General features: G+C 41.5%; 28 protein-coding genes. All 28 read left to right on the top strand.

All coding sequences use genetic code 11. The annotated features are described in order from the left end of the window. The first annotated feature begins 305 nt into the window (after positions 1-305). The 28 genes from sucC to fliP all read left to right on the top strand — a co-directional run bounded on the left by sucC (position 306) and on the right by fliP (position 25943). Positions 306-1466 (top strand): ADP-forming succinate--CoA ligase subunit beta, encoded by a 1161-nt coding sequence (sucC, locus tag A8708_RS06015; RefSeq protein WP_068662589.1) that lies wholly within the window; start codon positions 306-308, stop codon positions 1464-1466. Between the two features lie 48 nt (positions 1467-1514). Continuing rightward, the gene (sucD, locus tag A8708_RS06010) at positions 1515-2447 is read left to right on the top strand and encodes a succinate--CoA ligase subunit alpha (RefSeq protein ID WP_057315715.1); all 933 of its coding nucleotides are present in this window, start codon (positions 1515-1517) and stop codon (positions 2445-2447) included. Positions 2448-2562: 115 nt separating this feature from the next. Beyond that, positions 2563-3654, top strand: coding sequence for a DNA-processing protein DprA (gene dprA / locus A8708_RS06005; protein WP_068662588.1), 1092 nt, complete (start codon positions 2563-2565; stop codon positions 3652-3654). Between the two features lie 70 nt (positions 3655-3724). After that, on the top strand, positions 3725-5833 hold the full coding sequence (gene topA, locus A8708_RS06000; protein ID WP_068662587.1) for a type I DNA topoisomerase: 2109 nt from the start codon (positions 3725-3727) through the stop codon (positions 5831-5833). 12 nt (positions 5834-5845) lie between these two features. Continuing rightward, complete coding sequence (trmFO, locus tag A8708_RS05995) at positions 5846-7162, top strand: FADH(2)-oxidizing methylenetetrahydrofolate--tRNA-(uracil(54)-C(5))-methyltransferase TrmFO (protein WP_068662586.1); 1317 nt, start codon at positions 5846-5848, stop codon at positions 7160-7162. A gap of 196 nt (positions 7163-7358) precedes the next feature. Next, positions 7359-7913 (top strand): ATP-dependent protease subunit HslV, encoded by a 555-nt coding sequence (gene hslV / locus A8708_RS05990; protein ID WP_057315711.1) that lies wholly within the window; start codon positions 7359-7361, stop codon positions 7911-7913. A gap of 88 nt (positions 7914-8001) precedes the next feature. After that, positions 8002-9399: an ATP-dependent protease ATPase subunit HslU gene (hslU, locus tag A8708_RS05985; protein WP_068662585.1), complete on the top strand. Its 1398-nt coding sequence runs from the start codon at positions 8002-8004 to the stop codon at positions 9397-9399. Between the two features lie 35 nt (positions 9400-9434). Further along, a complete protein-coding gene (gene codY, locus A8708_RS05980; RefSeq protein ID WP_068662584.1) occupies positions 9435-10220 on the top strand; it encodes a GTP-sensing pleiotropic transcriptional regulator CodY in 786 nt (261 codons plus the stop codon). 225 nt (positions 10221-10445) lie between these two features. Beyond that, positions 10446-10853: a flagellar basal body rod protein FlgB gene (gene flgB / locus A8708_RS05975; protein WP_068662583.1), complete on the top strand. Its 408-nt coding sequence runs from the start codon at positions 10446-10448 to the stop codon at positions 10851-10853. Positions 10854-10859: 6 nt separating this feature from the next. Then, on the top strand, positions 10860-11309 hold the full coding sequence (flgC, locus tag A8708_RS05970; RefSeq protein WP_068662582.1) for a flagellar basal body rod protein FlgC: 450 nt from the start codon (positions 10860-10862) through the stop codon (positions 11307-11309). An 11-nt stretch (positions 11310-11320) separates the two neighbouring features. Next, positions 11321-11629: a flagellar hook-basal body complex protein FliE gene (gene fliE / locus A8708_RS05965; protein ID WP_239696557.1), complete on the top strand. Its 309-nt coding sequence runs from the start codon at positions 11321-11323 to the stop codon at positions 11627-11629. Between the two features lie 41 nt (positions 11630-11670). Continuing rightward, entirely contained in the window at positions 11671-13242 is a 1572-nt protein-coding gene (gene fliF, locus A8708_RS05960) for a flagellar basal-body MS-ring/collar protein FliF (protein ID WP_068662581.1), read from the top strand. 12 nt (positions 13243-13254) lie between these two features. Then, positions 13255-14271: a flagellar motor switch protein FliG gene (gene fliG / locus A8708_RS05955; RefSeq protein WP_068662580.1), complete on the top strand. Its 1017-nt coding sequence runs from the start codon at positions 13255-13257 to the stop codon at positions 14269-14271. Then, on the top strand, positions 14264-15085 hold the full coding sequence (locus tag A8708_RS05950) for a FliH/SctL family protein (RefSeq protein WP_068662579.1): 822 nt from the start codon (positions 14264-14266) through the stop codon (positions 15083-15085). The genes fliG and A8708_RS05950 overlap by 8 nt, the downstream gene beginning before the upstream one ends. After that, positions 15085-16413, top strand: a complete 1329-nt coding sequence (gene fliI, locus A8708_RS05945; RefSeq protein WP_068662578.1) for a flagellar protein export ATPase FliI — start codon at positions 15085-15087, stop codon at positions 16411-16413. Before A8708_RS05950 ends, fliI begins: the two co-directional genes overlap by 1 nt. A 9-nt stretch (positions 16414-16422) precedes the next feature. Further along, on the top strand, positions 16423-16866 hold the full coding sequence (gene fliJ / locus A8708_RS05940) for a flagellar export protein FliJ (RefSeq protein WP_068662577.1): 444 nt from the start codon (positions 16423-16425) through the stop codon (positions 16864-16866). A gap of 23 nt (positions 16867-16889) precedes the next feature. After that, on the top strand, positions 16890-17807 hold the full coding sequence (locus A8708_RS05935) for a MotE family protein (protein WP_068662576.1): 918 nt from the start codon (positions 16890-16892) through the stop codon (positions 17805-17807). A gap of 32 nt (positions 17808-17839) precedes the next feature. Next, a complete protein-coding gene (locus A8708_RS05930) occupies positions 17840-19276 on the top strand; it encodes a flagellar hook-length control protein FliK (RefSeq protein WP_068662575.1) in 1437 nt (478 codons plus the stop codon). A gap of 32 nt (positions 19277-19308) precedes the next feature. Then, positions 19309-19752 (top strand): flagellar hook assembly protein FlgD, encoded by a 444-nt coding sequence (flgD, locus tag A8708_RS05925; RefSeq protein ID WP_068662574.1) that lies wholly within the window; start codon positions 19309-19311, stop codon positions 19750-19752. Beyond that, positions 19749-20138, top strand: coding sequence for a TIGR02530 family flagellar biosynthesis protein (locus tag A8708_RS05920; RefSeq protein WP_068662573.1), 390 nt, complete (start codon positions 19749-19751; stop codon positions 20136-20138). The genes flgD and A8708_RS05920 overlap by 4 nt, the downstream gene beginning before the upstream one ends. Positions 20139-20239: 101 nt before the next feature. Continuing rightward, the gene (gene flgG / locus A8708_RS05915) at positions 20240-21061 is read left to right on the top strand and encodes a flagellar basal body rod protein FlgG (protein ID WP_068662572.1); all 822 of its coding nucleotides are present in this window, start codon (positions 20240-20242) and stop codon (positions 21059-21061) included. Positions 21062-21123: 62 nt separating this feature from the next. Continuing rightward, entirely contained in the window at positions 21124-21345 is a 222-nt protein-coding gene (locus A8708_RS05910) for a flagellar FlbD family protein (RefSeq protein ID WP_068662571.1), read from the top strand. After that, complete coding sequence (locus A8708_RS05905) at positions 21346-21831, top strand: flagellar basal body-associated FliL family protein (RefSeq protein ID WP_068662570.1); 486 nt, start codon at positions 21346-21348, stop codon at positions 21829-21831. Between the two features lie 35 nt (positions 21832-21866). After that, entirely contained in the window at positions 21867-22865 is a 999-nt protein-coding gene (gene fliM / locus A8708_RS05900; protein ID WP_057315694.1) for a flagellar motor switch protein FliM, read from the top strand. Continuing rightward, on the top strand, positions 22858-24105 hold the full coding sequence (fliY, locus tag A8708_RS05895) for a flagellar motor switch phosphatase FliY (protein ID WP_068662607.1): 1248 nt from the start codon (positions 22858-22860) through the stop codon (positions 24103-24105). The genes fliM and fliY overlap by 8 nt, the downstream gene beginning before the upstream one ends. Positions 24106-24129: 24 nt before the next feature. Continuing rightward, a complete protein-coding gene (locus A8708_RS05890) occupies positions 24130-24492 on the top strand; it encodes a response regulator (RefSeq protein ID WP_028558282.1) in 363 nt (120 codons plus the stop codon). Between the two features lie 48 nt (positions 24493-24540). Next, entirely contained in the window at positions 24541-25173 is a 633-nt protein-coding gene (locus A8708_RS05885) for a flagellar biosynthetic protein FliO (RefSeq protein WP_068662569.1), read from the top strand. Continuing rightward, positions 25170-25943, top strand: coding sequence for a flagellar type III secretion system pore protein FliP (gene fliP / locus A8708_RS05880; protein WP_068662568.1), 774 nt, complete (start codon positions 25170-25172; stop codon positions 25941-25943). The genes A8708_RS05885 and fliP overlap by 4 nt, the downstream gene beginning before the upstream one ends. Positions 25944-25951 lie beyond the last annotated feature (8 nt).

Below are 25951 nucleotides of genomic sequence, written 5' to 3'. Positions count from 1 at the left end.
GTGCTCAGAAATCAGTTGTTAGACAGTCTGACGTACGGTTTGATGAGGAGGGGCTGAAATATTTCAGCCCTTTACTCTAGACGTGATAGTTAAATTTTTTCAGTGTGAAAGATAAATTTGAATGGATTCACGAAAAAAATAAAGAAACTGTCGAAAATAATGTGATACAATGGTTAGGGCTTGCGAAGAAGTGTGATACTAATTCCGGTAGCAAGATCGTTTCTCGTGCACAACGTCAATTGGAAATTACACTTTTCCCTGTATAGCACGTATAGAAAGTCCATACTGATAGGAGGATTTAGGAAATGAATATCCATGAGTATCAAGGCAAAGAAGTCCTGAGACAGTACGGAGTCAGCGTTCCTAACGGAAAGGTTGCATTTACTGTTGATGAGGCAGTTGAAGCAGCAAAAGAACTTGGAACATCTGTTGTCGTTGTTAAGGCGCAAATTCATGCCGGTGGTCGCGGTAAAGCAGGCGGCGTTAAGGTAGCCAAAAACCTCGATGAAGTGCGTACATATGCTAGCGAAATTCTAGGTAAAGTACTCGTCACTCACCAAACAGGTCCAGAAGGTAAAGAAGTAAAACGCCTTTTGATCGAAGAGGGCTGTGACATTAAAAAAGAATATTACGTAGGTGTAGTTGTTGACCGTGCTACAGGCAGCGTCGTTTTGATGGCTTCCGAAGAAGGCGGCACGGAAATTGAAGAAGTAGCTGAACATTCTCCTGAGAAAATTTTCAAAGAAGTGGTAGATCCTGCAATCGGTCTTCAATCTTTCCAAGCACGTAGACTTGCTTATGCAATTAACATCCCAAATGAGCTTGTAAACAAAGCAGTTAAGTTCATGCTTGCTCTTTACAAAGCATTCGTTGAGAAAGACGCTTCCATTGCTGAAATCAACCCATTGGTTGTAACGGGTTCTGGCGACGTTATGGCTCTTGATGCGAAATTAAACTTTGATTCTAACGCTCTTTTCCGTCACAAAGACATCGTTGATCTTCGTGACCTTGAAGAAGAAGATGCAAAAGAAATCGAAGCTTCCAAATATGACCTTAGCTACATCGCACTTGATGGCAACATCGGTTGTATGGTTAACGGCGCTGGACTTGCTATGGCCACTATGGACATTATCAAGCACTACGGCGGAGACCCTGCTAACTTCCTAGACGTAGGGGGCGGTGCGACGAAAGAGAAAGTTACAGAAGCTTTCAAAATCATCCTTTCCGACGAGCAAGTTAAAGGGATTTTCGTGAACATTTTCGGAGGTATCATGCGTTGTGACGTTATCGCTGAGGGCGTTATCGCTGCGGCTAGAGAGCTTGGGCTTTCCCGTCCGCTTGTTGTACGTCTTGAAGGTACGAACGTTGAGCTTGGTAAAAAGCTGCTTAACGAATCCGGCTTGAACATTGTTGCTGCTGACTCCATGGCTGACGGCGCGCAAAAAATCGTTGCACTTGTTAAATAAAAAACCTGAACGGTTTGAAAAATAGATAAGGGATGTGAACAATCGATCATGAGTATTTTGGTCAATAAACATACAAAAGTCATTACTCAAGGGATTACCGGCGCTACGGGTTTGTTTCATACCAAAGGCGGTCTGGACTACGGCACGCAAATGGTGGGTGGCGTAACTCCTGGTAAAGGCGGCACTACTGTAGATATCACGTTGGAGAATGGTGAGCTTGTTAAGTTGCCTGTTTTCAACACGGTTGTAGAAGCGAAAAAAGTAACAGGTGCTACAGCATCCGTTATCTATGTACCTCCTGCATTTGCTGCAGAATCCATCATCGAAGCGATTGAAGCTGAGCTTGAATTGGTTATCTGTATCACAGAAGGTATTCCTGTGCTTGACATGGTACGCGTTAAGCGTTACCTAGAAGGTAAAAATACTGTTCTTATCGGACCTAACTGCCCTGGCGTTATTACACCAGGCGAGTGCAAAATCGGTATTATGCCAGGATACATCCACACACCAGGTCACGTAGGTGTTGTTTCACGTTCTGGAACATTGACTTACGAGGCTGTTCATCAATTGACAACGCGCGGAATTGGACAATCCTCCGCAGTTGGTATCGGTGGAGATCCAGTTAAAGGATCCGAGTTCATCGACATCCTCAAACGTTTTAACGAAGATCCAGATACGTACGCGGTCATCATGATTGGTGAAATCGGTGGTACGGCTGAAGAAGAAGCAGCGGAGTGGGTTGCGGCTAACATGACGAAACCAGTCGTTGGCTTCATCGGCGGTAAAACAGCGCCTCCAGGAAAACGTATGGGCCATGCTGGTGCCATTATTTCTGGTGGTAAAGGTACAGCTGCTGAGAAAGTTGCAACGATGGAAAGATGTGGTATTCGCGTAGCGGCTACACCATCCGAAATGGGATCAACTCTTGTTAGCGTACTTGAAGAAAAAGGTATGCTTGATAAAGTTATCACAAAAAAATAAGCTTCGTTTCACGAAGGTAAGCAACCTTCCATTTCCCTTATTTGGGATTTGGGAGGTTTTTTTATTTTCAGCTAGATGCATAGATTTGTCATTCTTGGAAGGAGTGTATATACTAATGGATAATCGTCGTTGTTTAATTGGCTTACATGAGCTAGAGGGAGTTGGATGGAAAACGATTCACCAGCTCTTGGGTTGTTTCCCTGAACTTTATGTTTTGATCGGGAAGAGGGCAGGGGAAATCGCTTCATGTGGAATTCGGAGAACCGTAGCAGAAACAATTGCGACACGATTGACGCCTGCGTTTATTGAACAAAAGATACACCAATATAGAAGTCAGTCCATTCGAATCATGACACGATTTGATGAGGATTATCCGTCAATCCTGCAAGAAATTGCTCAACCGCCATGGGTGCTGTATGTAAAAGGAGATCCTTCTCTCTTGCATGGACGCTTACTTGGTATCGTGGGAACACGGACCCCGACCCTGTATGGGAAGAAAATTGCTGAGGAATGGGCAGCATCACTTTCGCGAGCAGGATTTGGGATTGTAAGCGGGTTAGCAAGAGGAATAGACAGCAAGGCACATATTGGAGCACTGCAAGGAAAAGCGAAAACAGTGGCCGTTCTTGGGTGCGCGATCAATACGATCTATCCGCGAGAGAATGCGCTGTTATTTCGCAACATAGAGCAAGAAGGCGTGATTGTTTCTGAATATCCAATAGGAACAGGGATGAGACCAGGCATGTTTCCGCAGAGGAATCGAATTATCGCTGGATTATCATTGGGTGTTACAGTAGTAGAAGCAGCAGAGGATAGTGGCTCATTAATCACGGTTGAGTGTGCATTAGATTCTTCACGGGATGTGTTCGCGGTTCCAGGTCCAATTAACTCACGACAAAGTAGTGGTGTACATAAGCTTTTGAAGGATGGTGCGAAATTAGTCACCACTGCTCAAGAAATTGTCGAAGAATATAAACACATTGTAAATGTAGATGAAATGAAGCTTGCTTTTCAGCAAAAAACGACTTTCATTTTCACGGAAGATGAGGTCGAAATTGTACGAAAGCTATCAGATGACCCAGTATCAATTGACACTTTATTAGAAGAAACCCAATTTACGTTTGGACATTTGCATGGAGTTCTGTTATCTTTACTATTGAAAAAGGCGATTAAACAGCTTCCGGGTTCAACATACATTCGAGCATAGGCTAATCACGAAGTTTTGCTTCTCGCCAAATAAACTTACCTTGAAACCAAGAGGGGAGGAAGGACGAACCATGGCAGATTCGTTAGTCATTGTTGAGTCACCAGCTAAAGCCAAAACCATCGGCAAATATCTAGGCAGTAAGTTCATCGTAAAAGCATCGATGGGTCATATTCGCGACCTTCCGAAAAGCCAAATTGGCGTAGAAGTCGATCGTAACTTTGAGCCTAAATACATAACGATTCGTGGAAAGGGTTCTATCCTTAAAGAACTCAAAGACGCAAGTAAAAAAGTGAAAAAAATATATCTAGCGGCGGATCCGGATCGCGAAGGTGAAGCGATTGCTTGGCATTTGGCTCATTATCTTGATGTGGGTCCAGAAGAACTTTGTCGTGTTGTATTTAATGAAATTACGAAGGATGCTGTAAAGGATGCCTTTAAAACACCTAGACGCATCAATCAAGATTTAGTCAACGCTCAGCAAGCACGTCGGATTTTGGATCGACTTGTTGGCTACAAAATCAGTCCTTTACTTTGGAAAAAAGTGAAGAAAGGACTTTCAGCTGGTCGTGTACAATCGGTAGCGGTTAAGTTAATTCAAGACCGTGAGAATGAGATTAAGGCGTTTGAGCCAGAAGAGTACTGGTCAATTACAGCAGTTCTTGATGCAGGTAAAACCGTATTTGAGGCTAAATACCATAGTCATAACGGTGAGAAAAAAGAACTTCACTCACAAGACGATGTCGATTTGATCCTTGCTGCTATGGGTAATGAAGCGTTTGTTGTGAAAGAAGTGAAAGAAAAAGAACGTGGGCGCAACCCTTCCCCCCCGTTTATTACAAGCTCAATGCAACAAGAAGCGGCGCGCAAACTAAACTTCCGTGCTTCCAAAACGATGTCTGTGGCGCAGCAGTTATATGAAGGTATTGATTTGGGTAAAGAGGGCACTGTCGGTTTAATTACCTACATGCGTACGGATTCTACGCGAATTTCTCCGGTTGCCCAAGAAGAAGCCAAAGAATTTATTATAGCGAAATACGGACCTGCTTTTTATCCGGAAACGCCTCGTCAGTATCTGAAGAAAAATGCAAATGCCCAAGATGCACATGAAGGGATTCGGCCAACTTCTGTCCTTCGTGAACCCGATCAAATGAAAGCGTTCTTGAGTAAAGATCAATTCCGATTGTACAAGCTGGTATGGGATCGCTTTGTTGCAAGCCAAATGGCATCCGCGATATTGGATACGATGACGATTGATTTAAACGCAGGAGAAACCATATTTAGAGCGAATGGATCCAAAATGAAATTTGCTGGGTTCATGAAAGTATATGTAGAAAGCAATGATGACGGGACGACAGAAGAAGATAAACTATTACCCCCGCTGTCGAAAGGCGATTCGTTACAGAAGCAAAGCGTAGAACCGAAGCAGCACTTTACACAACCACCTCCAAGGTATACAGAGGCCCGTTTAGTACGTGCGCTTGAGGAAATGGGTATTGGGCGACCAAGTACTTACGCACCTACGCTAGAAACGATACAGAAGCGTGGCTATGTGGCGATCGAAGAGAAGAAATTCGTACCGACAGAGCTGGGTGAGCTCGTAATCCAACTTATGCAAGAGTTTTTCCCGGAAATTCTAGATATTGAGTTCACTGCTCATATGGAAGAAGAGTTGGATTTTGTTGAGGAAGGGAAAGAGGATTGGGTCCGCGTACTGGATACCTTCTATACGTCGTTTGAGAAACGACTAGAGTTTGCAGAAGAAGAAATGAAAGAAATTGAAATTCAAGATGAAGTTTCTGATGAAATATGCGAGAAATGCGGAAAGCATCTTGTATATAAAATGGGACGCTTCGGTAAATTTCTAGCATGCTCTGGTTTCCCAGACTGCCGAAATACGAAGCCAATTATTAAGGACATCGGCGTGACATGTCCAACTTGTCACGCTGGTAAAATTGTAGAGCGTAGAAGCAAGAAGGGGCGTGTATTCTACGGTTGCGATCAATATCCAACTTGTGACTTCGTTTCCTGGGATAAGCCGGTCCATCGACCATGTCCAGCTTGCAGCTCTTTAATGATTGAGAAGCGAAGCAAAAACGGGGTTATGATTCAATGTACACAATGTGATCACAAGGAAGAAGCAGTTGACGAATCCGATCACACAGATGATATGAAAGATTAGAGGTGTCTGATTTTGCCAGAAAACCAAAGAGTAACAGTCATCGGCGCAGGATTGGCAGGCAGTGAAGCCGCATGGCAAATTGCCCGTCAAGGCGTGCCTGTTACTTTATATGAAATGCGCAACGTAAGGAAAACACCTGCACACATTACAGATCAGTTCGCTGAACTTGTGTGCAGCAACTCACTGCGCTCTAATGGTCTAACGAATGCTGTTGGGGTTCTCAAAGAAGAGATGAGACGAATGGACTCTCTCATTCTTGCTTGTGCTGACGAGCATGCCGTGCCTGCTGGAGGTGCTCTAGCGGTCGACCGAGATGGTTTCTCTCAAGCAGTAACTAACACATTACGTAACCACCCATTGATAGAGGTTCGTAACGAAGAGCTTCAAGCACTCCCTGAGGGAATCACAGTCGTTGCTACGGGACCACTGACATCTCCTGATTTAGCTGCTGAACTCAAAGCACTTATGGGTGAGGAGTACTTGTACTTTTATGATGCAGCTGCACCTATCGTTGAGAAAGATTCAATAGATATGAATAAGGTATACTTGGCTTCTCGCTATGATAAAGGGGAAGCAGCCTACCTGAATTGTCCGATGACAGAAGAAGAGTTTAACGTGTTCTATGAGGCTCTTATTACTGCGGAAGTCGCAGAATTAAAGGAATTTGAGAAAGAAATTTACTTCGAAGGCTGTATGCCACTAGAAGTGATGGCGAAACGTGGTAAACAAACCGTGTTATTCGGACCCATGAAGCCTGTTGGCTTGATTAATCCGCACACAGGTAAAATGCCACACGCCGTTGTGCAGCTTCGACAAGATAATGCAGCAGGTACCCTATACAACTTAGTAGGATTCCAAACGCATTTGAAATGGGGAGAGCAAAAACGTGTGCTTCAGTTAATCCCTGGTCTAGAGCAGGCAGAATTTGTTCGATATGGCGTTATGCATCGCAATACGTTCATCAATTCCCCTAAGCTGTTAGAACCTACTTATCAATACAAGCACCGTGAGAGTCTATTCTTTGCAGGTCAAATGACGGGTGTTGAAGGGTATGTCGAATCAGCTGCCTCTGGCTTAATTGCTGGATTAAATGCAGGTCGAATGGCGAAAGGCCAAGATTGTGTAGTCTTGCCTGCGGAAACGACGTTAGGGAGTATGGCGCAGTATATTACAGCAGCAGAGTCAAAGCATTTTCAACCGATGAATGCAAATTTCGGATTGCTTCCGGCATTACCAGAGCGTATTCGAAACAAAAAAGAGAAATATGAACAGCTTGCTAATCGCGCTTTGGAGAGTATTCAGAATTTTGTGAATACTGTATCCGAATAAGTTGTCATGTGCTGATCCACTGTGTTACTATAAATTAATGTTTATTGCATTTTTCATTCGTTTGATCATACATTTACCTCTAGATGCGGTCTGCTCAACCTTTAGACCTCGCTAGAGGTTTCTCTCATTTTTGCGACTCAACTGCAAAGGAGAGAACTCTTTAACGGAATTAATTCTTATAGAGGGGTGAATCGAAATGGAGCCCAATCAAGCAACGTTTCACGCAACAACCATATTCGCAATTCGTCATCAAGGTAAGGGAGCTATAGCCGGTGATGGTCAAGTGACATTTGGCAATAGTATGATTATGAAGAGTACGGCCAAAAAAGTGCGGCGTTTACATAGAGGGAAAGTCATTGCTGGATTCGCCGGTTCTGTTGCTGATGCAATAACACTCTTTGAGAAGTTTGAAGGAAAACTGGAAGAGCACCATGGTAATCTTCAACGTGCCGCGGTTGAGTTAACGAAAGATTGGCGGCAAGACCGTGTGCTTCGTAGATTAGAGGCGATGATGATTGTTATGGATGCATCAGGCCTATTGTTGCTTTCTGGCAATGGAGAAGTCATTGAACCAGATGATGGCATTTTGGCAATTGGTTCTGGCGGAAGTTTTGCACTATCAGCAGGAAGAGCGTTGCACCGTCACGCACCTCAACTTAGTGCAAAGGAAATTGCCCATGCGGCGTTGACGACAGCGGCAGAAATTTGTGTGTTTACCAACCATAATATTATTGTTGAAGAGATTGAATAGACTAGAACGTATGTTTACATAGAAACACTAGCACACGCTCTCAATTGATCAATTAACTTTAGCCTACATTATAAGGAGGGTATCACAAATGGCAAACAGCTCTCTTACCCCTAAGCAAATTGTCCATGAACTGGATCGCTACATTGTGGGGCAGAAAAAAGCGAAGAAATCCGTTGCAATTGCACTGCGTAATCGGTATCGGAGAAATCTCGTTGAGGAAAGCATGAGAGATGAAATTGTGCCCAAAAACATCCTCATGATTGGACCTACCGGTGTTGGGAAAACGGAAATTGCGCGGAGACTTGCGAAGTTAGTTGGCGCACCTTTTATTAAAGTTGAAGCAACGAAATTCACTGAAGTTGGTTATGTGGGTCGTGATGTAGAATCAATGGTCCGTGATTTAGTTGAGACATCTGTACGTATGGTCAAAGCAGAGCGAATGGAAAAGGTCAAGGATCGTGCAGAGAAGCTCGCTAATGAGCGTTTAGTTACTTTGCTGGCACCAAGTCCTACTCGTGCCAAAACACAGCGTAATCCGCTTGAGATGTTGTTTGGCGGGCAAAATAAAGATGAGCAAGAAGAAATGCCGCCTGATTCAAATCTGGCTTCTAGAAGAGCTCAAGTCGCCGAACAATTATCCAATGGTAAATTAGAAAATGATCATGTGGAAATTGAAGTGGAAGACGCAACACCTTCCATGCTCGATATGCTAGGTGGTCAGGGTAATGAACAAGCAGGAATGAATATGCAAGAAATGTTCGGCAGTTTGCTGCCCAAAAAGATGAAAAAACGTAAATTGCTTGTGAAAGAAGCTAGAAAAGTTTTAACACAAGAAGAGGCACAGAAATTAATTGATATGGATGATGTCATCCAGGAGTCGATTAACCGCGCTGAACAAAGTGGGATTATTTTTATTGATGAAATTGATAAAATAGCAAGCAGCAGCCGCGGCGGAAGTGGGCCAGATATCTCGCGCGAGGGCGTTCAAAGAGATATTTTACCTATTGTCGAAGGATCTACTGTAGTGACGAAGTACGGTCCTGTTAAGACAGACTATGTATTGTTTATCGGGGCAGGAGCATTTCATATTGCAAAGCCATCAGATCTTATTCCGGAGCTACAGGGCAGATTCCCAATTCGTGTCGAGTTAAGTGATTTAACGTTAGAAGACTTTGTTTCGATTCTAACAGAGCCTAAGAATGCTTTAACTAAACAGTATACAGCCTTATTGCAAACTGAAGGTATAACAGTTGAATTTGCAGACGAAGCTATTCATGAAATTGCTCGTATTGCTGTTGAAGTTAATCAACAAACAGAGAACATTGGAGCTCGTCGTTTACATACAATTTTAGAGAAATTGTTGGAAGATTTATCTTTTGAAGCGCCAGAAATCACATTAGAGTCACTTGTGATTAATCCAGCTTATGTACGCGAGAAACTAAGCAGTATTGTTCAAAATAGAGATTTAAGTCAGTATATCTTATAAGAAATAAGCAGGTGCAGGTAGTAGGAGGCAGTTAGATGAGTTTATTAAATAAAACAAGAAGGCTGAATCGTTTGCTCCAAAAAGAAGCGGGCAATGCGGTTAGCTTTATGGATATGGCAGAAGTACTTAGAGATGTCGTAATTGCAAATATATATGTAGTTAGCCGTAAGGGTAAAATTTTGGGCTACGCAGTTACGAATGATCCTGTTTCTCCAGAAATGAATCAAACAATTCTAATCGAGCGCAGATTTCCAATTGAATCTAATAATTTATTGTTAAAAATTGAGGAGACATCATCTACATCGGAACCTGACAGCCCATATTTTTACTATACCGATCAGATGAAAGATATGTTTCCAGCGACGCATACAACATTAGTCCCAATTATTGGTGGAGGCGATCGCTTGGGCACTTTGATTCTCAGTCGAAGTGAAGGTCACTTTATTGATGATGATTTGGTTCTTGCAGAATATGGATCAACGGTTATTGCAATGGAGATATTAAGAGAGCGCGCAGAAGAAATTGAAGAGGAAGCACGCAGCAAAGCTGTTGTTCAAGTCGCCATTGGCTCATTGTCTTTCAGTGAGATGGAAGCTGTTGAGCATATATTTGAAGAGTTGGATGGCAAGGAAGGATTACTGGTGGCGAGTAAAATTGCAGATCGCGTGGGGATAACTCGTTCAGTTATTGTAAATGCGCTGCGTAAACTGGAAAGTGCTGGCGTGATTGAAACGCGATCACTTGGTATGAAAGGCACTTATATCCGTATTCTAAACGAACAGCTTATGCAAAGTATTGAACAAATGAAGTCCAAAATGTAAAAAAATATGGCAAAGCCCTATCTGGTAAAAAGATAGGGCTTTTTTCTTATTGAAACTTATCGTAATATCTTAGATGATAAAGAGTATAAGTCAAAGGTTTACATAATTCTACATATAGAACTATTTTGTATCGGAAATTGAGAATTATGTCGAAACAAGAAGGAATCATTTCTTCCGATGTTGAAATAGTAACTGAATATTTTTATGTGTGAAGGGGAATCGTTTATGTCTTTATTAGACAAGCCTAGTTGGAATATGATGGAGCGTTCGCTGGATGCATCGACGCTAAGACAAAAAGTAGTAGCGAATAATATTGCCAATGTGGATACTCCTAACTTTAAACGTGCTGATGTTGTGTTTGAAGAGCTATTGCAAAATCAGTTGAGTTCGAGAACACCGGCTATATCAGGATATCGCACAGACCCAAGACATTTCGTTATAGGTAATTCTTCAAAGTTACCGTATTCCGAGGTGAAAACAGACGAATCGACAGCAATCAACATAAACATGAACAATGTCGATATGGACTATGAAATGTCATTAATGGCTAAAAACCAACTTAAATACAATGCAATGATTCAACAATTGAACAGTGACTTCAAAAAAATGCACACAGTCTTAGGGGGTAAGTGATAAGGAATGAGACTTACTAACGGATTTGACATTAGTTCATCAGCATTAACTGCACAACGACTCCGCATGGACGTTGTCTCCTCCAATATAGCTAATGCCGATACTACGAGAGCGAAATTTGTAGATGGGAAATGGGTGCCATATACGAGGAAGCTAGTCTCATTTGAAACAAAGTCACAACCCAGTTTCGCGCAATCGCTTAACTCTGCTATGGCGGATGGAACGGGCGAAGGTGTCAGAGTAAAAAAAATATTTGAAGATAATTCTCCAGTTAAGCAAGTTTATAATCCTTCACATCCCGATGCAGATACGAATGGCTTTGTTTATATGCCAAATGTGGATATTACCAAAGAAATGGTTGATATGATCTCGGCTACGCGATCTTATGAAGCCAATGTAACAGCACTAAATGCAAGTAAAGCCATGATTACCAAAGCATTGGAAATTGGTAGATAGGAGGTTATGGAGTGATTGATAAAATTAGTTATAGTCCGTTAAATATTATGAGTTCCATTCAACCAAAGGATAATACGGGTGAGGGCGCAGATGATCTTGGTAAGAAATTTGGTTCGTTTCTGAATGATGCCATGACTAATCTGAATGCGCAGCAAAAGCAGGTTGATCAGTTGAACGAAAGCTTCATTAAAGGGGAACTTTCCGATGTTCATCAATTGACAATTGCCTCTGAAAAAGCTTCATTGGGACTTGAGCTTACTGTTCAAGTTAGAAATAAAGTTTTAGAGGCGTACCAAGAAATTATGAGAATGCAGCTTTAAGTATAGAGATGCTGCTAAATTTGGGTCAATGAGGTGACAGAGTGAACGAGAACCTGCTCCAGTACTGGGAAAAGGTGAAGCAATACTGGAATCGTTATAATCGAACGACGAAAATAATTTTTATAGCTACTGTGTTCCTTCTGGTCCTGACAGCCGCCATTATTAGTGTGAATTTATCCAAGACTGATTATTCACTGGCTTATACAGAACTTCAGCCAAGTGATGCAGCTAATATTAAATCATATCTGGATACAGCGAAAATTCCCTATCATTTAAGCGCGGACGGTAAAAGCATCGAAGTGCCGACTAGTGAAGTCGCTAATGTAAAGCTTGCTGTTGAGTCGCAAGGATTGAATAAAAACGGCTCCTTAGGCTTTGAAGCTTTTAGCGGCAGTAGTTCATTCGGTATCACAGATAATGAATTTAAAGTAAAATATTTGAGTGCCATTCAAGGAGAGCTTCAACAGCTTATTAATGCGAACCAAGCTATCTCAAGCTCTAAAGTGAATATTTCACTTCCAGAGGAAGGTCCATTTTTACAACAACAAGCAGAGAAAGCTACAGCCTCAGTAGTACTACAAGTAAAACAGGGGTACTCACTAGATCAAGCTAAAGTGGACACGATTTATAATTTAGTATCACATAGTATTAAGAATCTACCGATTGAGAATATTTCCATTTCTGATCAAAATTTACTCTCCTATAAGTTTAGTGGAGAATCAAGTAATGGGCAGATTGGAAATACGGACATTAATACGCAGTTCCGAAATGACTTGCAGAAGAACATCAACTCCATGCTAGGAACGATGTTTGGACGCGATAAAGTGAGTGTCAGTGTATTTACAACCTTGAATTTTGATCAGAAGAAAACGAAGGAGCAACTTGTAAGGGCCCCAAATCAAGTTGATCAAAAGGGAATTGAAATATCCCTGCAAGAAGCGAATGAGTCTTATCAAAATAAAGGCACCGAAACAGGCGGTGTGCCTGGTACTGGCGAAACGGATGTGCCTGGCTATCCAGGAGCCTCTAACAATGGGAATTCCACATCAGAGAAAAATAGCAAAACAGTCAATTATGAAGTGGACCGCATTACCAATGACATTATTTCAACGCCATATGTAGTAAAAGATGTCAGTATTAATGTCGGAATTGAGCCCCCTGTAAGAGATGATCCAAACTCATTAACTGCAGAAACGAAAACAGCTATTCAGAATGCGCTAGTGAATATCGTGAGAACAGCGCTAGCTGATAATAAGACAACTTATACAGACGAAGATTTACAGAAAAAAGTTACGGTTTTTGCTCATTCATTTGCAAGAACTTCCGATGCGGGTACAACGAAGACGTCTACTTACTTGACGTATGGTGCACTTGCGTTAGCGGCGCTAGCAATTGGTGCTTTGATTGGATTCGTTATTAGAAAACGTAAGAAGGCAGCGCAACAATTACTAGACCAGGAAGTGAACCTTGCATCTCAAAAGGCAGAGCTTCCGACGATTGATATTGAAAATGTAACGAATGACAATCAAGTGCGTAAGCAACTCGAAACGCTTGCAAAAAAACGGCCGGAAGAATTTGTGAACTTGCTGCGTACTTGGTTAGTAGACGAATAGAGGTGCACCTGTATGGCCAGAGCCGCATTACAAGGGTTGACCGGACGACAAAAGGCAGCCATTCTTTTGATCAGTTTAGGGCCTGAGGTTTCTGCACAAATTTTCAAACATTTACGGGAAGAAGAGATTGAGCAACTAACGCTTGAGATAGCGAATGTGCGTAAAGTAGATACCCTAGAAAAAGATTCAATTCTAGCCGAGTTTCATCAAATTTGTTTGGCGCAAGAATTTATCTCTCAAGGTGGTATTGCCTATGCCAAAGATATTTTGGAGAAGGCACTAGGTTCTCAAAAAGCGCTGGATATTATCAATCGATTGACAGCTACGCTTCAAGTAAGACCCTTTGACTTTGCACGGAAAGCGGACCCTGCGCAAATTCTCAACTTTATTCAGAATGAGAATTCACAGACAATTGCACTAGTTTTGTCCTATCTGCAAGCTGAACAAGCGTCTATCATTCTGTCTTCACTCCCTCAGGAGAAACAAGCTGATGTTGCTAAACGGATTGCACTTATGGATAGCACATCACCAGAAGTTATTTCACAGGTTGAACGGGTACTAGAACAGAAGCTTTCTTCGACTGTTACGCAAGATTACACGAATGCTGGTGGTATCGCATCTATCGTTCAAATCTTGAATGGTGTCGATCGTGGAACTGAACGTACAATTCTCGACTCTTTAGAAATCCAAGATCCAGAACTTGCTGAAGAAATTAAGAAACGGATGTTCGTGTTTGAAGATATTGTTAATATCGATAATCGTTCCATTCAACGAATAATTCGCGATATTGAAAATGCAGATTTGCAGCTTGCTCTTAAAGTTGCGAGTGAAGAAGTACGCGATGTTTTGTTCAAAAACATGTCTAAGCGTATGGCGGAAACTTTCAAAGAAGAAATGGAATTCATGGGACCCGTTCGATTGCGTGATGTTGAAGAAGCACAAACCCGGATCGTGGCTACGATTCGTCGTTTAGAAGAGTCGGGTGAAATCATCATCGCACGTGGTGGAGGAGATGATATTATTGTCTAATGTCATTAAATCATTTGCATATTATCCTCTTGAAGATAAGAAGATTGTTGAAACGCTTTTAGCATTTTCATCACAAACTACGAACTCACCAACTGTTGATGAAGGTATTTCTGTGGAAATGCAATCGGAGATTAATGATGCAACCTCACTAAAGAATCAAATAATCGAGGATGCAGAAGCGTTTGCCAGCGAACAGATCGAGGAAGCCAAACGTGAATGTGCTCTAATCCGTGAAGAAACGGAACGAGATATTGCAAGTTGGTGGGAAAGTAAGCGAGCTGACGATGTAGAGGTAGTAAACGCATCTATGCAGACGGGATATGAGGATGGATATCGTCAAGGTCTAGATCAAGCGGAAAGTACCCTTCGTAAAGAATATGAAGATATGCTCACAGAAGCTCGTTCCATTCTTGAACAATCCTACAAACTTAAGCAACAAATCATTCAGGAGTCAGAGCCTTTTCTTATTGATTTAAGCACCTCAATTGCAGAGAAAATTATTGCGCGGCAACTTTCTCTCGAACCTGGTTGGGTGATTGAGTTCATTCAAAAAGTACTTGCTCGTAGACGGGAAAAAGGAATTATTACTTTATGCGTAGCTCCTTCTCAATTTGCATATATCCAAGATGCGAGAGAAGAATTGATCACTTCAATTGATTCACAGGCTGAACTCGAAATCATTCCTGATTCCTCAGTGCAAGATCAAGGCTGCGTAATTCGGTCTTCGTACGGAAGCATTGATGCTAGACTCGATACGCAACTGAAAGAAATTAAGTCAGCGCTGCAACTGGCCTTACAAAGTGAGGAAGCATAATGGAACCGATATCGATCCCGAAGGTGGATAAATACAAGGAAGTTCTACAAACGATTGATCCAATTAGGGTAAACGGTAAAGTGACGCAAGTCATTGGACTTACAGTTGAATCTGAAGGTCCTGATGTAAGTATAGGTGATCTCTGTTACATCTATCCGCATAAGTCAAATAAACCATTAAAAGCAGAAGTAGTCGGTTTCCGAAGCAACAAAGTTATTCTTATGCCACTTGGTGATCTCGATGCCATTGGCCCTGGTTGTGATGTTGTTGGCACAGGTAAACCGTTAACCGTTCAGGTAGGACATGAGCTATTGGGGAAAGTCCTAGATGGTCTAGGTCAACCATTGGACGGCTCATATCTGCCATCTAGGATGGCGCAATATTCGACAAATAATTTACCGAGTAATCCCTTATCGCGGCCCCGTGTACTCCATCCAATTTCAGTTGGTGTTCGGTGTATTGATGGATTATTGACAATTGGTAAAGGTCAACGTGTAGGTATTTTTGCTGGCTCTGGTGTTGGTAAAAGTACGCTGATGGGGATGATTGCCCGTAATACTTCAGCCGATGTCAATGTGATTGCACTCATTGGAGAGCGTGGTAGAGAAGTTCTCGATTTCATTGAACGTGATTTAGGACCAGAAGGTTTGGCTCGATCGGTAGTTATTGTGGCGACTTCTGACCAACCTGCTTTAATTCGGATTAAAGGCGCAATGATAGCGACTAGTATTGCTGAGTATTTTAGAGACCGCGGCTTAAATGTCATGATGATGATGGATTCTGTAACACGATTTGCTATGGCACAACGTGAAGTCGGGCTGGCTGTTGGTGAACCACCAGCGACACGTGGTTATACACCATCTGTATTCGCAATGCTGCCTAGGCTGCTGGAGAGATCCGGGACAGGTGCTAAGGGCTCTATTACAGCGTTTTACACGGTACTTGTAGATGGTGATGATATGAACGAACCCATAGCTGATGCGGTCCGTGGTATCCTGGATGGCCACATCGTCTTGAATCGTAGTATTGCAAACAAGGGCCATTATCCTGCGATCGATGTTTTATCAAGTGTAAGCCGCGTTATGAAAGAAATAGTACCGTCAGAGCATATGGAAGCTGCCGATCAACTTAAGCGTCTTCTCTCTATTTATAAAGATTCGGAAGATCTTATCAATATCGGGGCGTATCAAAAAGGTTCTAATCCAAATATTGATATTGCAATGGATAACATCGAAGCAATTTGGAATTTTACGAAACAACGAACAAGTGAAAAGCTCACCTACGAAGAAGCTCAAGCGCGATTAATTCAAGAATTTTATAAGGGATGAGGGTCCTAGATGAGTTTTCGCTATTCTTTCCAGCAAATTGTCGATTTGAAGAACAATGAGCGAACACAAGCAGAGTGGATTTTATCTGAGGCAATGGGGCAGTTAAGGATTGAAGAAACGAGCTTAAATGGATTATTCGAGCAGAAGGAAAACTTACACAATGAAATGATTCAAGCAACTAGCGATTCTGTGTCGATATCGAACATGCTTCTCATGCAGAGCTATATGAATCATGTGGATAAACAAATAGCACGCAAACATCAAGATGTTAAACATGCTATGCATATCGTTACGGAGAAACAAGAACATTTATCTGTGAAAATGATCGATGAAAAAGTGTGGACCAAGGCTAGAGAGAAAGCACATAACCAATTCCAGGTTATGATCGCAAAAAAAGAGCAGGATGCACTCGATGAAATGGCTACAAATCGTTTCAGACGTTTATCGTATTAAGCTAGAAAAGGAGGGACGAAGAGATGGCCGATACAAGCGTAGAGGGTGCATCTTATAGTGCACTGGAGCGGTTTTTAATATGGTTTGTCATCCCCTTTGTGTTTACGGCGGTTCTACTCTTCGTGCTGCTTTCCATTTTTGATTATGATATCAAAAGTAGTATTCAAAAAGCATTGCACAATACACCTGTCGTTGGATTAATAGTGCCAGCTCCAAAAGAAACTGCACCTGTTACAACAGAAGGTAAAGCTGTGACTTCTGAGCAAAGTGTGAAATTGAAAGAAGATGAAATTGCAAAGTTGAATGCCAGAGTAAATGAATTGACAACAGCATTACAAAAAGCGGATTCGACGACTGAGAGTAAGGACACTTCGCTTAAGGCTGCAGTAGCTAAGGTTACCGAACTTGAGGAGAAGTTAAAAGACAAAACGCAATCAGAAGAAGAGTACACGAATCAAATTACACAGCTAGCCAATATGTATGCCAAAATGACGCCTAGTAAAGTTGCTCCAATCATTGAAGCATTAACGCCAAATGAAATGGTACTAGTGTTCTCAATGATGAAAGCAGATAATCGTGGAGCAATTCTTGAGAAGATGGATGCTGCTAAAGCAGCGGCTGCTTCTATTGGTTTGAAAGATATCGTACCCGTTCGTGATAAACAAATAGCAGCATTACAAGAAAGATTAGCTACGAATAATACGGCGGATGCCAAAGCAGCGACAAGTACGGTAAGCACTTCTGATCTTGGACAAACTTTTGCCAATATGACACCAAAAAGTGCTTCTAACGTTCTGTTAGAGATGAATAAATCTAACCCTGCAAAAGTGTTATCTATATTAAGTGGTATGGATAATTCATCTCGTTCTAAGGTAATGTCGGCGCTATCAGATGCGAATAAGGAAATTGCTGCTTCAATTGCTGCAAAGCTTGTACCGTAATTTGTAGTGAATTTAGGAAGGGAGGTGAAATAATGGACGTACAGATGACTTCATTACCAGTCGCTCAACAAGGAGCAACAGTTGCAGGTAAAGGGACTTCCAAAGGAGCAGGAACGACGGATAGCTTCTCAGCACTTCTTTCTGGCCAAACCACACAAGAAAATGCACCCTTGATTGAAGGGCAACCGTCAGAAACTGAGCTTTCCATGAGTATGATGTTACAAATGCTTCAAAGTTTGGTTATGCCAGTTCAAACGGATGCCGTTCAAAAATCAAAAGTGTCTACGTCGGATGATACTTTACCAGAATTACTTATTGAAGCTATGAATAGCAATTCGGAACTTGCTGACAAATTACTGCAAGAACCTAAAGTGAAAAAATGGTTTGAAGATGCAGAAGATATTTTGGCTGCTCTAAGTAACACGTCAAACCCACTCGCGGCAGGTAATCTTGCAATGTGGCAACAACCAACAAGCAATTCACTGAATCTGAAAGCACAGAATACTTTGTTAACACTGTCTACTTTATCCAAGCAGCAGCCTGACAATTCGATTCTAAACTTCTTGAATTCAGAGCTTGCCAGCACAATTCAACCCTTACTTCCAGATCTTCTAGCAGAAGTAGGAAAAGCTCAGAAGCTTACTCTCTCTGATGTTGCTGCTGCAATTGAGACTACTGTACCTTTGACTGGAGCGAAGGAGCACATTTCATCGAATGGAAGACTTAATTCCACTAAGTACATAAACAAACGTGATAATGACCCATTAGATAATAATCTTTCCCTAAATCTTCAATCACTGCAGCCAAAACAAGAGAAATTTGCAATTAAGCACATTCCATTAGTTGTTAGTGAGCTGTCAAGTAACTTGTCGGAAAAGACAACTGGACCACTGGTTGATCTGCCGATTGAGCCAGCTACAGGAACGAATTCGATCGTTACGATAGGTGATCTACAGAAGTCACAGCAGTTGACGAATGCAGCAGATAAAACACAAGCACCTGTTCTAACTTCCGCTAACTTCGCGGATGAGATGACAACGCACGTTCTCAAAAACATGAAAATTACGATGTCTGAAGGATTCTCTGAGGCTAAGTTATCCTTGTTTCCTAAGAATTTAGGACATGTAGATGTGAAAATTTCTATGCATGACGGACAACTCTTTGCCCAGTTTGCAGCTGATACCTTAGCAGGTAAACAAATGTTAGAAAGCCAGTTGCCTCAATTACGTCAAGCACTCCTTATGCAGGGTTTACAAGTTGAGAAACTAGAAGTTACGCAAAGCCAAAATATGTCTTCGAACATGTTCCAAGAACAACGTCAACCGCAAACCTTCAATCAATCACAACAACAATCCAAGAATCGATCAAGTGAAATTGAAGTGGATGCTATTGAACTTAAAGAAGATATGGAACAAATCACACAGATACGCAATCATACAGACGGTAATTCCTTCGATGTCATTGCCTAAACTGAGTTGAATGAAGTGGTGGAGGTGAACGTATGGCTACAAATCCAATCGTTGGCAATGTTGCTGACCTGATCAATCAAGGGACAAACGCGAAATCCAAGGAGAAGAACAGCACTACCCTAGGTAAGGATGATTTCCTTAAAATTTTGATCACACAGCTTCAGAATCAGGACCCTACACAGCCTTTGCAAGATAAAGAGTTTATCGCTCAAATGGCTCAATTTACATCCGTTGAGCAATTGACGAATATGGCAAGTGAAATGAAGCTGATGAGACAATCTTTAGGTTTCGTATCAGGATTAATTGGTAAGTCAATTTCATGGACTGGAACAGATGCATCAGGGGGTTCAACTGAGATGTCTGGCGTAGTAGATTCGATAACTTTCAAAGATGGAAATCAATTTGCCACTGTGAATGGTGTGGAAGTTTCCCTTGATAAGTTAAAGAAAATTGAAAACGCTGGAGAACCAAAATGACAGAGCGAGTATCCATAGGACAACTTTATCCGAATCCAGTTTCTCCAACGAGAAGAACTACATCCCAACAGGTACTGGTTACAGGGAATGTAAATCCAAATCCTACTTTTCAGAAACTTTTCCAAGATCAATTTGTGAAGTTTAGTCATCATGCTGAAGTCAGATTGAAAGAACGAGGCATTCAACTCAAACCTGAGCAAATTGAGAAAATGAACAATGCCATTGATAAAGCTGCATCCAAAGGTGCCAAAGACGCACTTCTGATCTTAGCAGGGAATGGATATATCGTAAATGTACCCAATCGAACTGTAGTGACTGCGCTAGATGGCCAAGCTATGAATGATCATGTGTTTACACAGATCGATAGCGCAATGATAATATCATAGATTTATAGGGCTCGACCGTTTAGGAAGCCTGGAGTTGTGGATCGATAGAAGCAGCTCACATTCAAATTCATATTCTTACATCCGATTTAGGAGGCCATTTCATGTTAAGATCTTTGTACTCAGGCGTTTCAGGTATGCGTGGTTTTCAAACAAAGTTAGACGTTATTGGTAATAATATCGCTAACGTTAATACCATCGGATTTAAAGGTAGCCGTGTTATGTTTAAAGACATTCTTAGCCAGACGGTCGCTGGCGTTAGTGCGCCAGACGAAAACCGAGGTGGCGTGAATGCACAGCAAGTTGGTTTGGGTGTTAGTTTAGCTGCTATCGATACTGTGCACACAGCTGGTAGTGCAATGACAACTAACGTTCCAACTGATTTACGTGTAAATGGCGATGGATTTTTCGCAGTGGGAACTCTCGATCAGGTTGATGCTCCATTTTTGACAAGAGCTGGTAACTTCACAGTAGATCCGACTCGGAATCTGGTAAATGCTGAAGGGCTTCATGTTATGGGCGCTGATAATGCAGGACCCATCGTAATTCCAGATGATATCGTCTCTTTTTCGATTTCACAAAATGGTGACATTATTGGTGTAAATGCAGATGGTGAAACGGTTAATACCGGGCAAAAGATTGGCGTTGTTAAAGTAGTTAATCCAGCTGGTCTTGAAAAAATCGGTGGTAATTTGTATCAAATGACCGCTAACGCTAATCCTGAGCCTGAGATTGTAGTTGGCGCTCCTGGTGATCCCGAAACGGGAACGGGAACACTTGTTTCAGGACAACTAGAAATGTCGAATGTTGACTTAACTGGTGAATTCACTGAAATGATTATTGCACAACGTGGTTTCCAAGCGAACTCCAGAATTATCACAACTTCAGATCAAATCCTGCAAGAGGTTGTAAATCTTAAACAGTAATAAGTAATTGAATGAATGATGGGGGAGCATAGCTCCCCTTACCCTGATTCAGGAGGAGAATGATGATTTCTCTCACTCGTTTGAATGGCAAACCACTTATCTTAAATGCCATATTAATTGAGCTTATCGAAGAAACTCCGGATACGATGATTACATTGACAACAGGCAAGAAAATCACAGTTCTCGAAAAGGCAGAGGTTGTGGTAAGCTTAGTGCGGACCTACATGCAAGAAATTGGTTCCGTCCGAGCGACAATACAGTCCAGGGATACGGAGGGTTCATAAGTGTTTAAGAACAAAATATTTATACTCATTGTTTCCATCCTTATTGCGATCACACTAATTCTTACTGCAGCTTTCGTGTTGTGGAACTTTATGGAGAAAAATAATGAATCCACAGATCCAGCTGTGAAAGCTCAGGATGCTGTAGCGAGTGTGAAACCGACGAAAGCACCTTCAGCGGAAACCGTTAAGGCGAATACTTCAATCATTAAGGACATTTTAACTAACTTATCAGGCAGCCAGAATTTCATTAAAATAAGTTTTGCTTTCGAAATGGAAAATTCTAAAGCTAAAGTTGAATTCGATAGTTTGCTCGATTCTGCCGTTAAGGGAACGATTGTCCAGATTCTTGGTGACATGACGAAGGAGCAAATTGAAGGAAGCAAAGGTTCAGATAGTTTAACTTCTACAATAATGAACAAACTAAACCCATTATTGCATGAAGGTAAAATTAAACAAATTTGGATAACTGATAAAGTGCTTCAGTAACTCATAAATGATTTTGCTTAAAGGAGGTGACTCGAATGGTTGATGTTTTATCGCAAAATGAGATCGATGCCTTACTGGCTGCGTTGTCCTCTGGGGAAATGGATGCAGATGAACTTAAGAAGGAGGATACTCAGAAGAAGGTAAGGGCTTATGACTTCAAGAGAGCAGTACGTTTCTCGAAGGATCATATTCGTAGCTTAACTCGGATTCATGAAAATTTCGCACGGTTTCTAACGACATATTTCTCAGCGCAGCTGCGTACTTTCGTGCAAATCAGTGTAGTTCAGGTTGAACAATTGCCCTATGATGAATTTATTCGTTCGATCCCGAAAATGACCATTTTGAACATCTTTGAAGCAGAGCCTTTAGAGGGTCGAATGGTACTTGAGGTACATCCCAATGTTGCCTTTGCTATGTTGGATCGATTACTAGGCGGAGCAGGAACGACGCCAACCAAAATTAACGCATTAACCGAGATTGAAACGATTGTTATGGAGCGTATTTTTAGTCGAGCATTTGATAGCTTACAAGAAGCATGGAAGACTGTTATCGATATTCAACCTCGTTTAGAGGCACTAGAGACGAATCCGCAGTTTATGCAAATTGTTTCTCCCAATGAAACGATTGCATTAATATCGCTGAGTACCAAAATCGGGGACACAACAGGAATGATCAACTTATGTATTCCTCATGTTGTTATTGAACCAATCATGCCTCGGCTTTCTGTTCATCACTGGTTTGTTTCCCAGAAGAAGACGAGAGCACCTGAAGAAGTGGAAGCACTTCAATCCCGCTTGGAGAAAACCAAGCTACCTCTCATTGCAGAATTGGGATCGTCTGAGATTTCAATCCGTGATTTCTTAGGATTAACAATAGGCGATGTAATCCCACTGCATAAATCCGTCGAAGATTCGCTTCAAGTCAAAGTGGGCGAGAAGCTGAAATATCTCGGAAGCCCTGGTACCGTAAAAGGGAAGATGGCTGTACAAATTACAGAAATCGTGAATGAAGGAGAAGAAGAATATGATGAATAACAGAGATTATTTGTCGCAGGAAGAGATCGACGCTTTATTGAGACAATCATCTGAAGAAAGTTCTGTCTCTTCATTTCATGGGCCTCCGCAAGTAGAAGATTTTTTATCCCCGTTAGAACAGGATGCACTTGGGGAAATCGGTAATATTACATTCGGTAGCGCGGCGACAGCGTTATCGACTCTATTGGGTAAGAAAGTAGATATAACAACTCCTAAGGTGTCTGTTATTGGCAAAGAAGAATTGGAAGAACAATTTCCAAGGCCTCATGTTGCCGTCCACGTAAATTATGTTGATGGATTCGATGGTATTAATTTGCTTGTTATCCAAACCAAAGATGCTCAAGTTATTGCTGATCTAATGATGGGTGGAGACGGCACCGGCGGTGATGAAAATCTTAGTGAAATTCATATCAGCGCAGTGCAAGAAGCTATGAATCAGATGATGGGTTCATCTGCAACATCCATGTCTACTATCTTTAATCGATTTGTCAATATCTCTCCACCAGGAATCGACATATTAAATTTGTCGAAAGGAGAAGGAAAACTGCCTGATGAGGACGTATTTATAAAGATATCGTTCCGACTTGCCATTGGTGATCTTATTGATTCCAATATTATGCAGTTGTTACCTGTTCCTTTCGCCAAAGAAATGGTATCGATCTTAATGGGTGGTGGTGATACTGAATCAGCAATGGAAGCTGCACCGGCGGCACAAGCACCTCCTGTGGTAGCTCCACCAGTACAAGAAGCTCCTATTTCGCAACCTGCACCAGTATATGAGCAACCTGTTTACCAACAACCGATGTATGAGCAGCCGATGTATCAGCAGCCTCCAATGGGTCAGCCGATGTATCCACCGCAGCAACCTATGTACCAGCAACAGCCTCCAGCTGCGTTTGGAGGGATGCCAAATCGTAATGTGAATGTTCAACCGGTTCAGTTTGGTAATTTACAATCAGGCTCGTACGCGCAAGCTGATGATACAAACCTGAATTTACTTCTCGACATACCACTCAAGGTAACCGTAGAATTAGGCAGAACGAATAAGGTGATTAAAGACATCTTAGAACTGTCTCAGGGGTCCATTATCGAATTGGACAAGCTTGCTGGTGAACCGGTAGACATCTTGGTGAATAATAAGTTGATTGCCAAAGGTGAAGTTGTAGTTATCGATGAAAATTTTGGGGTTCGCGTAACTGACATTGTTAATCAATGGGAACGAATTCAAAAATTACAATAATTTAATTTTAGGGGGATATTTTCAATGGCTAACCGTATTCTAATTGTGGATGATGCAGCTTTTATGAGAATGATGATTCGTGATATTTTATCTAAAAATGGGTACGAAGTATGTGGCGAGGCGAATGATGGAGCGCAAGCTATTGAAAAATATAAAGAGTTAAAACCAGATCTAATTACGATGGATATTACGATGCCTGAAATGGACGGAATTCAAGCGTTAAAAGAAATTAAGAAAATTGAACCTAACGCGAAAGTGATTATGTGTTCTGCGATGGGTCAACAAGCAATGGTTATTGATGCCATTCAAGCAGGAGCGAAAGACTTCATTGTTAAACCATTCCAAGCTGACCGTGTTATCGAAGCTATCAAAAAGACTCTAGGTTAAACCGTACGGATTCGGTTGAGTCTTACATAAACCGAAAGGGTTGTTCTTATGAAAAGATTTCAATCGAATAAAGCATTCTTACCAATTTTCACTTTTTTGGTCATGCTAAACACAAGTATAGTTGTAAATGCCGAAACGGAATCTACGAATAACGATTCATTATCTGATTACCCAGGTTCCCTGAGCTCAGGGGACTCCTTATTTATGGTTGTTAAGGTGATAGCAGTTCTTGCGTTTATCATTATTCTTTTTTATGTGTTGATGAAATATGTGGCAAAGAAAAACAAAGGCTCATTGTTCGGGAACTCAATTCGTTCTTTAGGTGGAGTTCCCCTGGGTCAAAACAAATCTATACAGATTGTAGAGATTGGGCATTCGCTCTTCGTTGTTGGCGTTGGTGAGAATATTCAACTACTGGATAAAATCATTGACGCCGATGAAGTGGCCTATATCACTGAACTTCTACAGTCATCTCAGGATGATCGAATGGGATTTGGTACACTTAGTAAGTGGATCAATAAGCTACCCAAAAAGAAAAGCGATATTGAAGAGGAAGTAGAGCTTACTTCTTCATTTCAACAAGTTTTCCATGATAAATTAAAGCGTGTAACAGACCGAAACAAGCATGTAGAAGAATGGTTGTCTGATAAAAAACAAACAGATCGGTTGAATGAAGAATGAAAAGAAACAAGTTCATCGGCATACTGCTACTCATTGTGATATCTATGTTCCTACTGTCATTGACCGCTTATGCTGCCGAAACGGATGTTACAAATCCGATTCCAGGATTAAATGTTAATATTGGGACAAGCACGGCATCTGGGGGATCATCGAATACCGTAACTCTTCTTTTGTTGCTAACGGTATTAAGTTTAGCCCCATCTTTTCTTATACTAATGACTAGTTTCACGCGAATCGTTATTGTTTTGGGTTTTGTTCGAACATCATTAGGAACTCAACAAATGCCACCTAATCAGGTTTTAATCGGACTCGCTCTGTTTTTAACCTTTTTTATTATGTCTCCAACTTTAGGGGAAGTTAATCAAACAGCACTTCAGCCTTACTTAAAAGGTGAAATCAATCAAACGCAGGCTTTTCAGTCAGCATCACTGCCCATGAAGAAATTTATGTTTAAACATACGAGGCAGAAGGATTTGAAACTGTTTCTTGACTATTCCAAGGCCAAAGCACCTACAGGTGTTGAAGATATACCGCTTACTTCACTCGTGCCTGCCTATGCCATAAGTGAATTGAAATCAGCTTTCCAAATGGGATTCATGATATTTATTCCATTCCTGGTTATAGACATGGTGGTTTCTAGCACGTTAATGGCAATGGGGATGATGATGCTCCCGCCCGTGATGATTTCACTTCCATTCAAAATCCTTCTTTTTATTCTGGTAGATGGTTGGTATCTTGTGGTGAGATCGTTACTCTTAAGCTACGGTTAATAACCAAG

The sequence above is a fragment of the Paenibacillus oryzisoli genome (assembly GCF_001653565.1).
GTDB classification, from domain to species: Bacteria; Bacillota; Bacilli; order Paenibacillales; family NBRC-103111; genus Paenibacillus_E; species Paenibacillus_E oryzisoli.
This window is presented reverse-complemented; position numbering and strand designations above follow the sequence as displayed.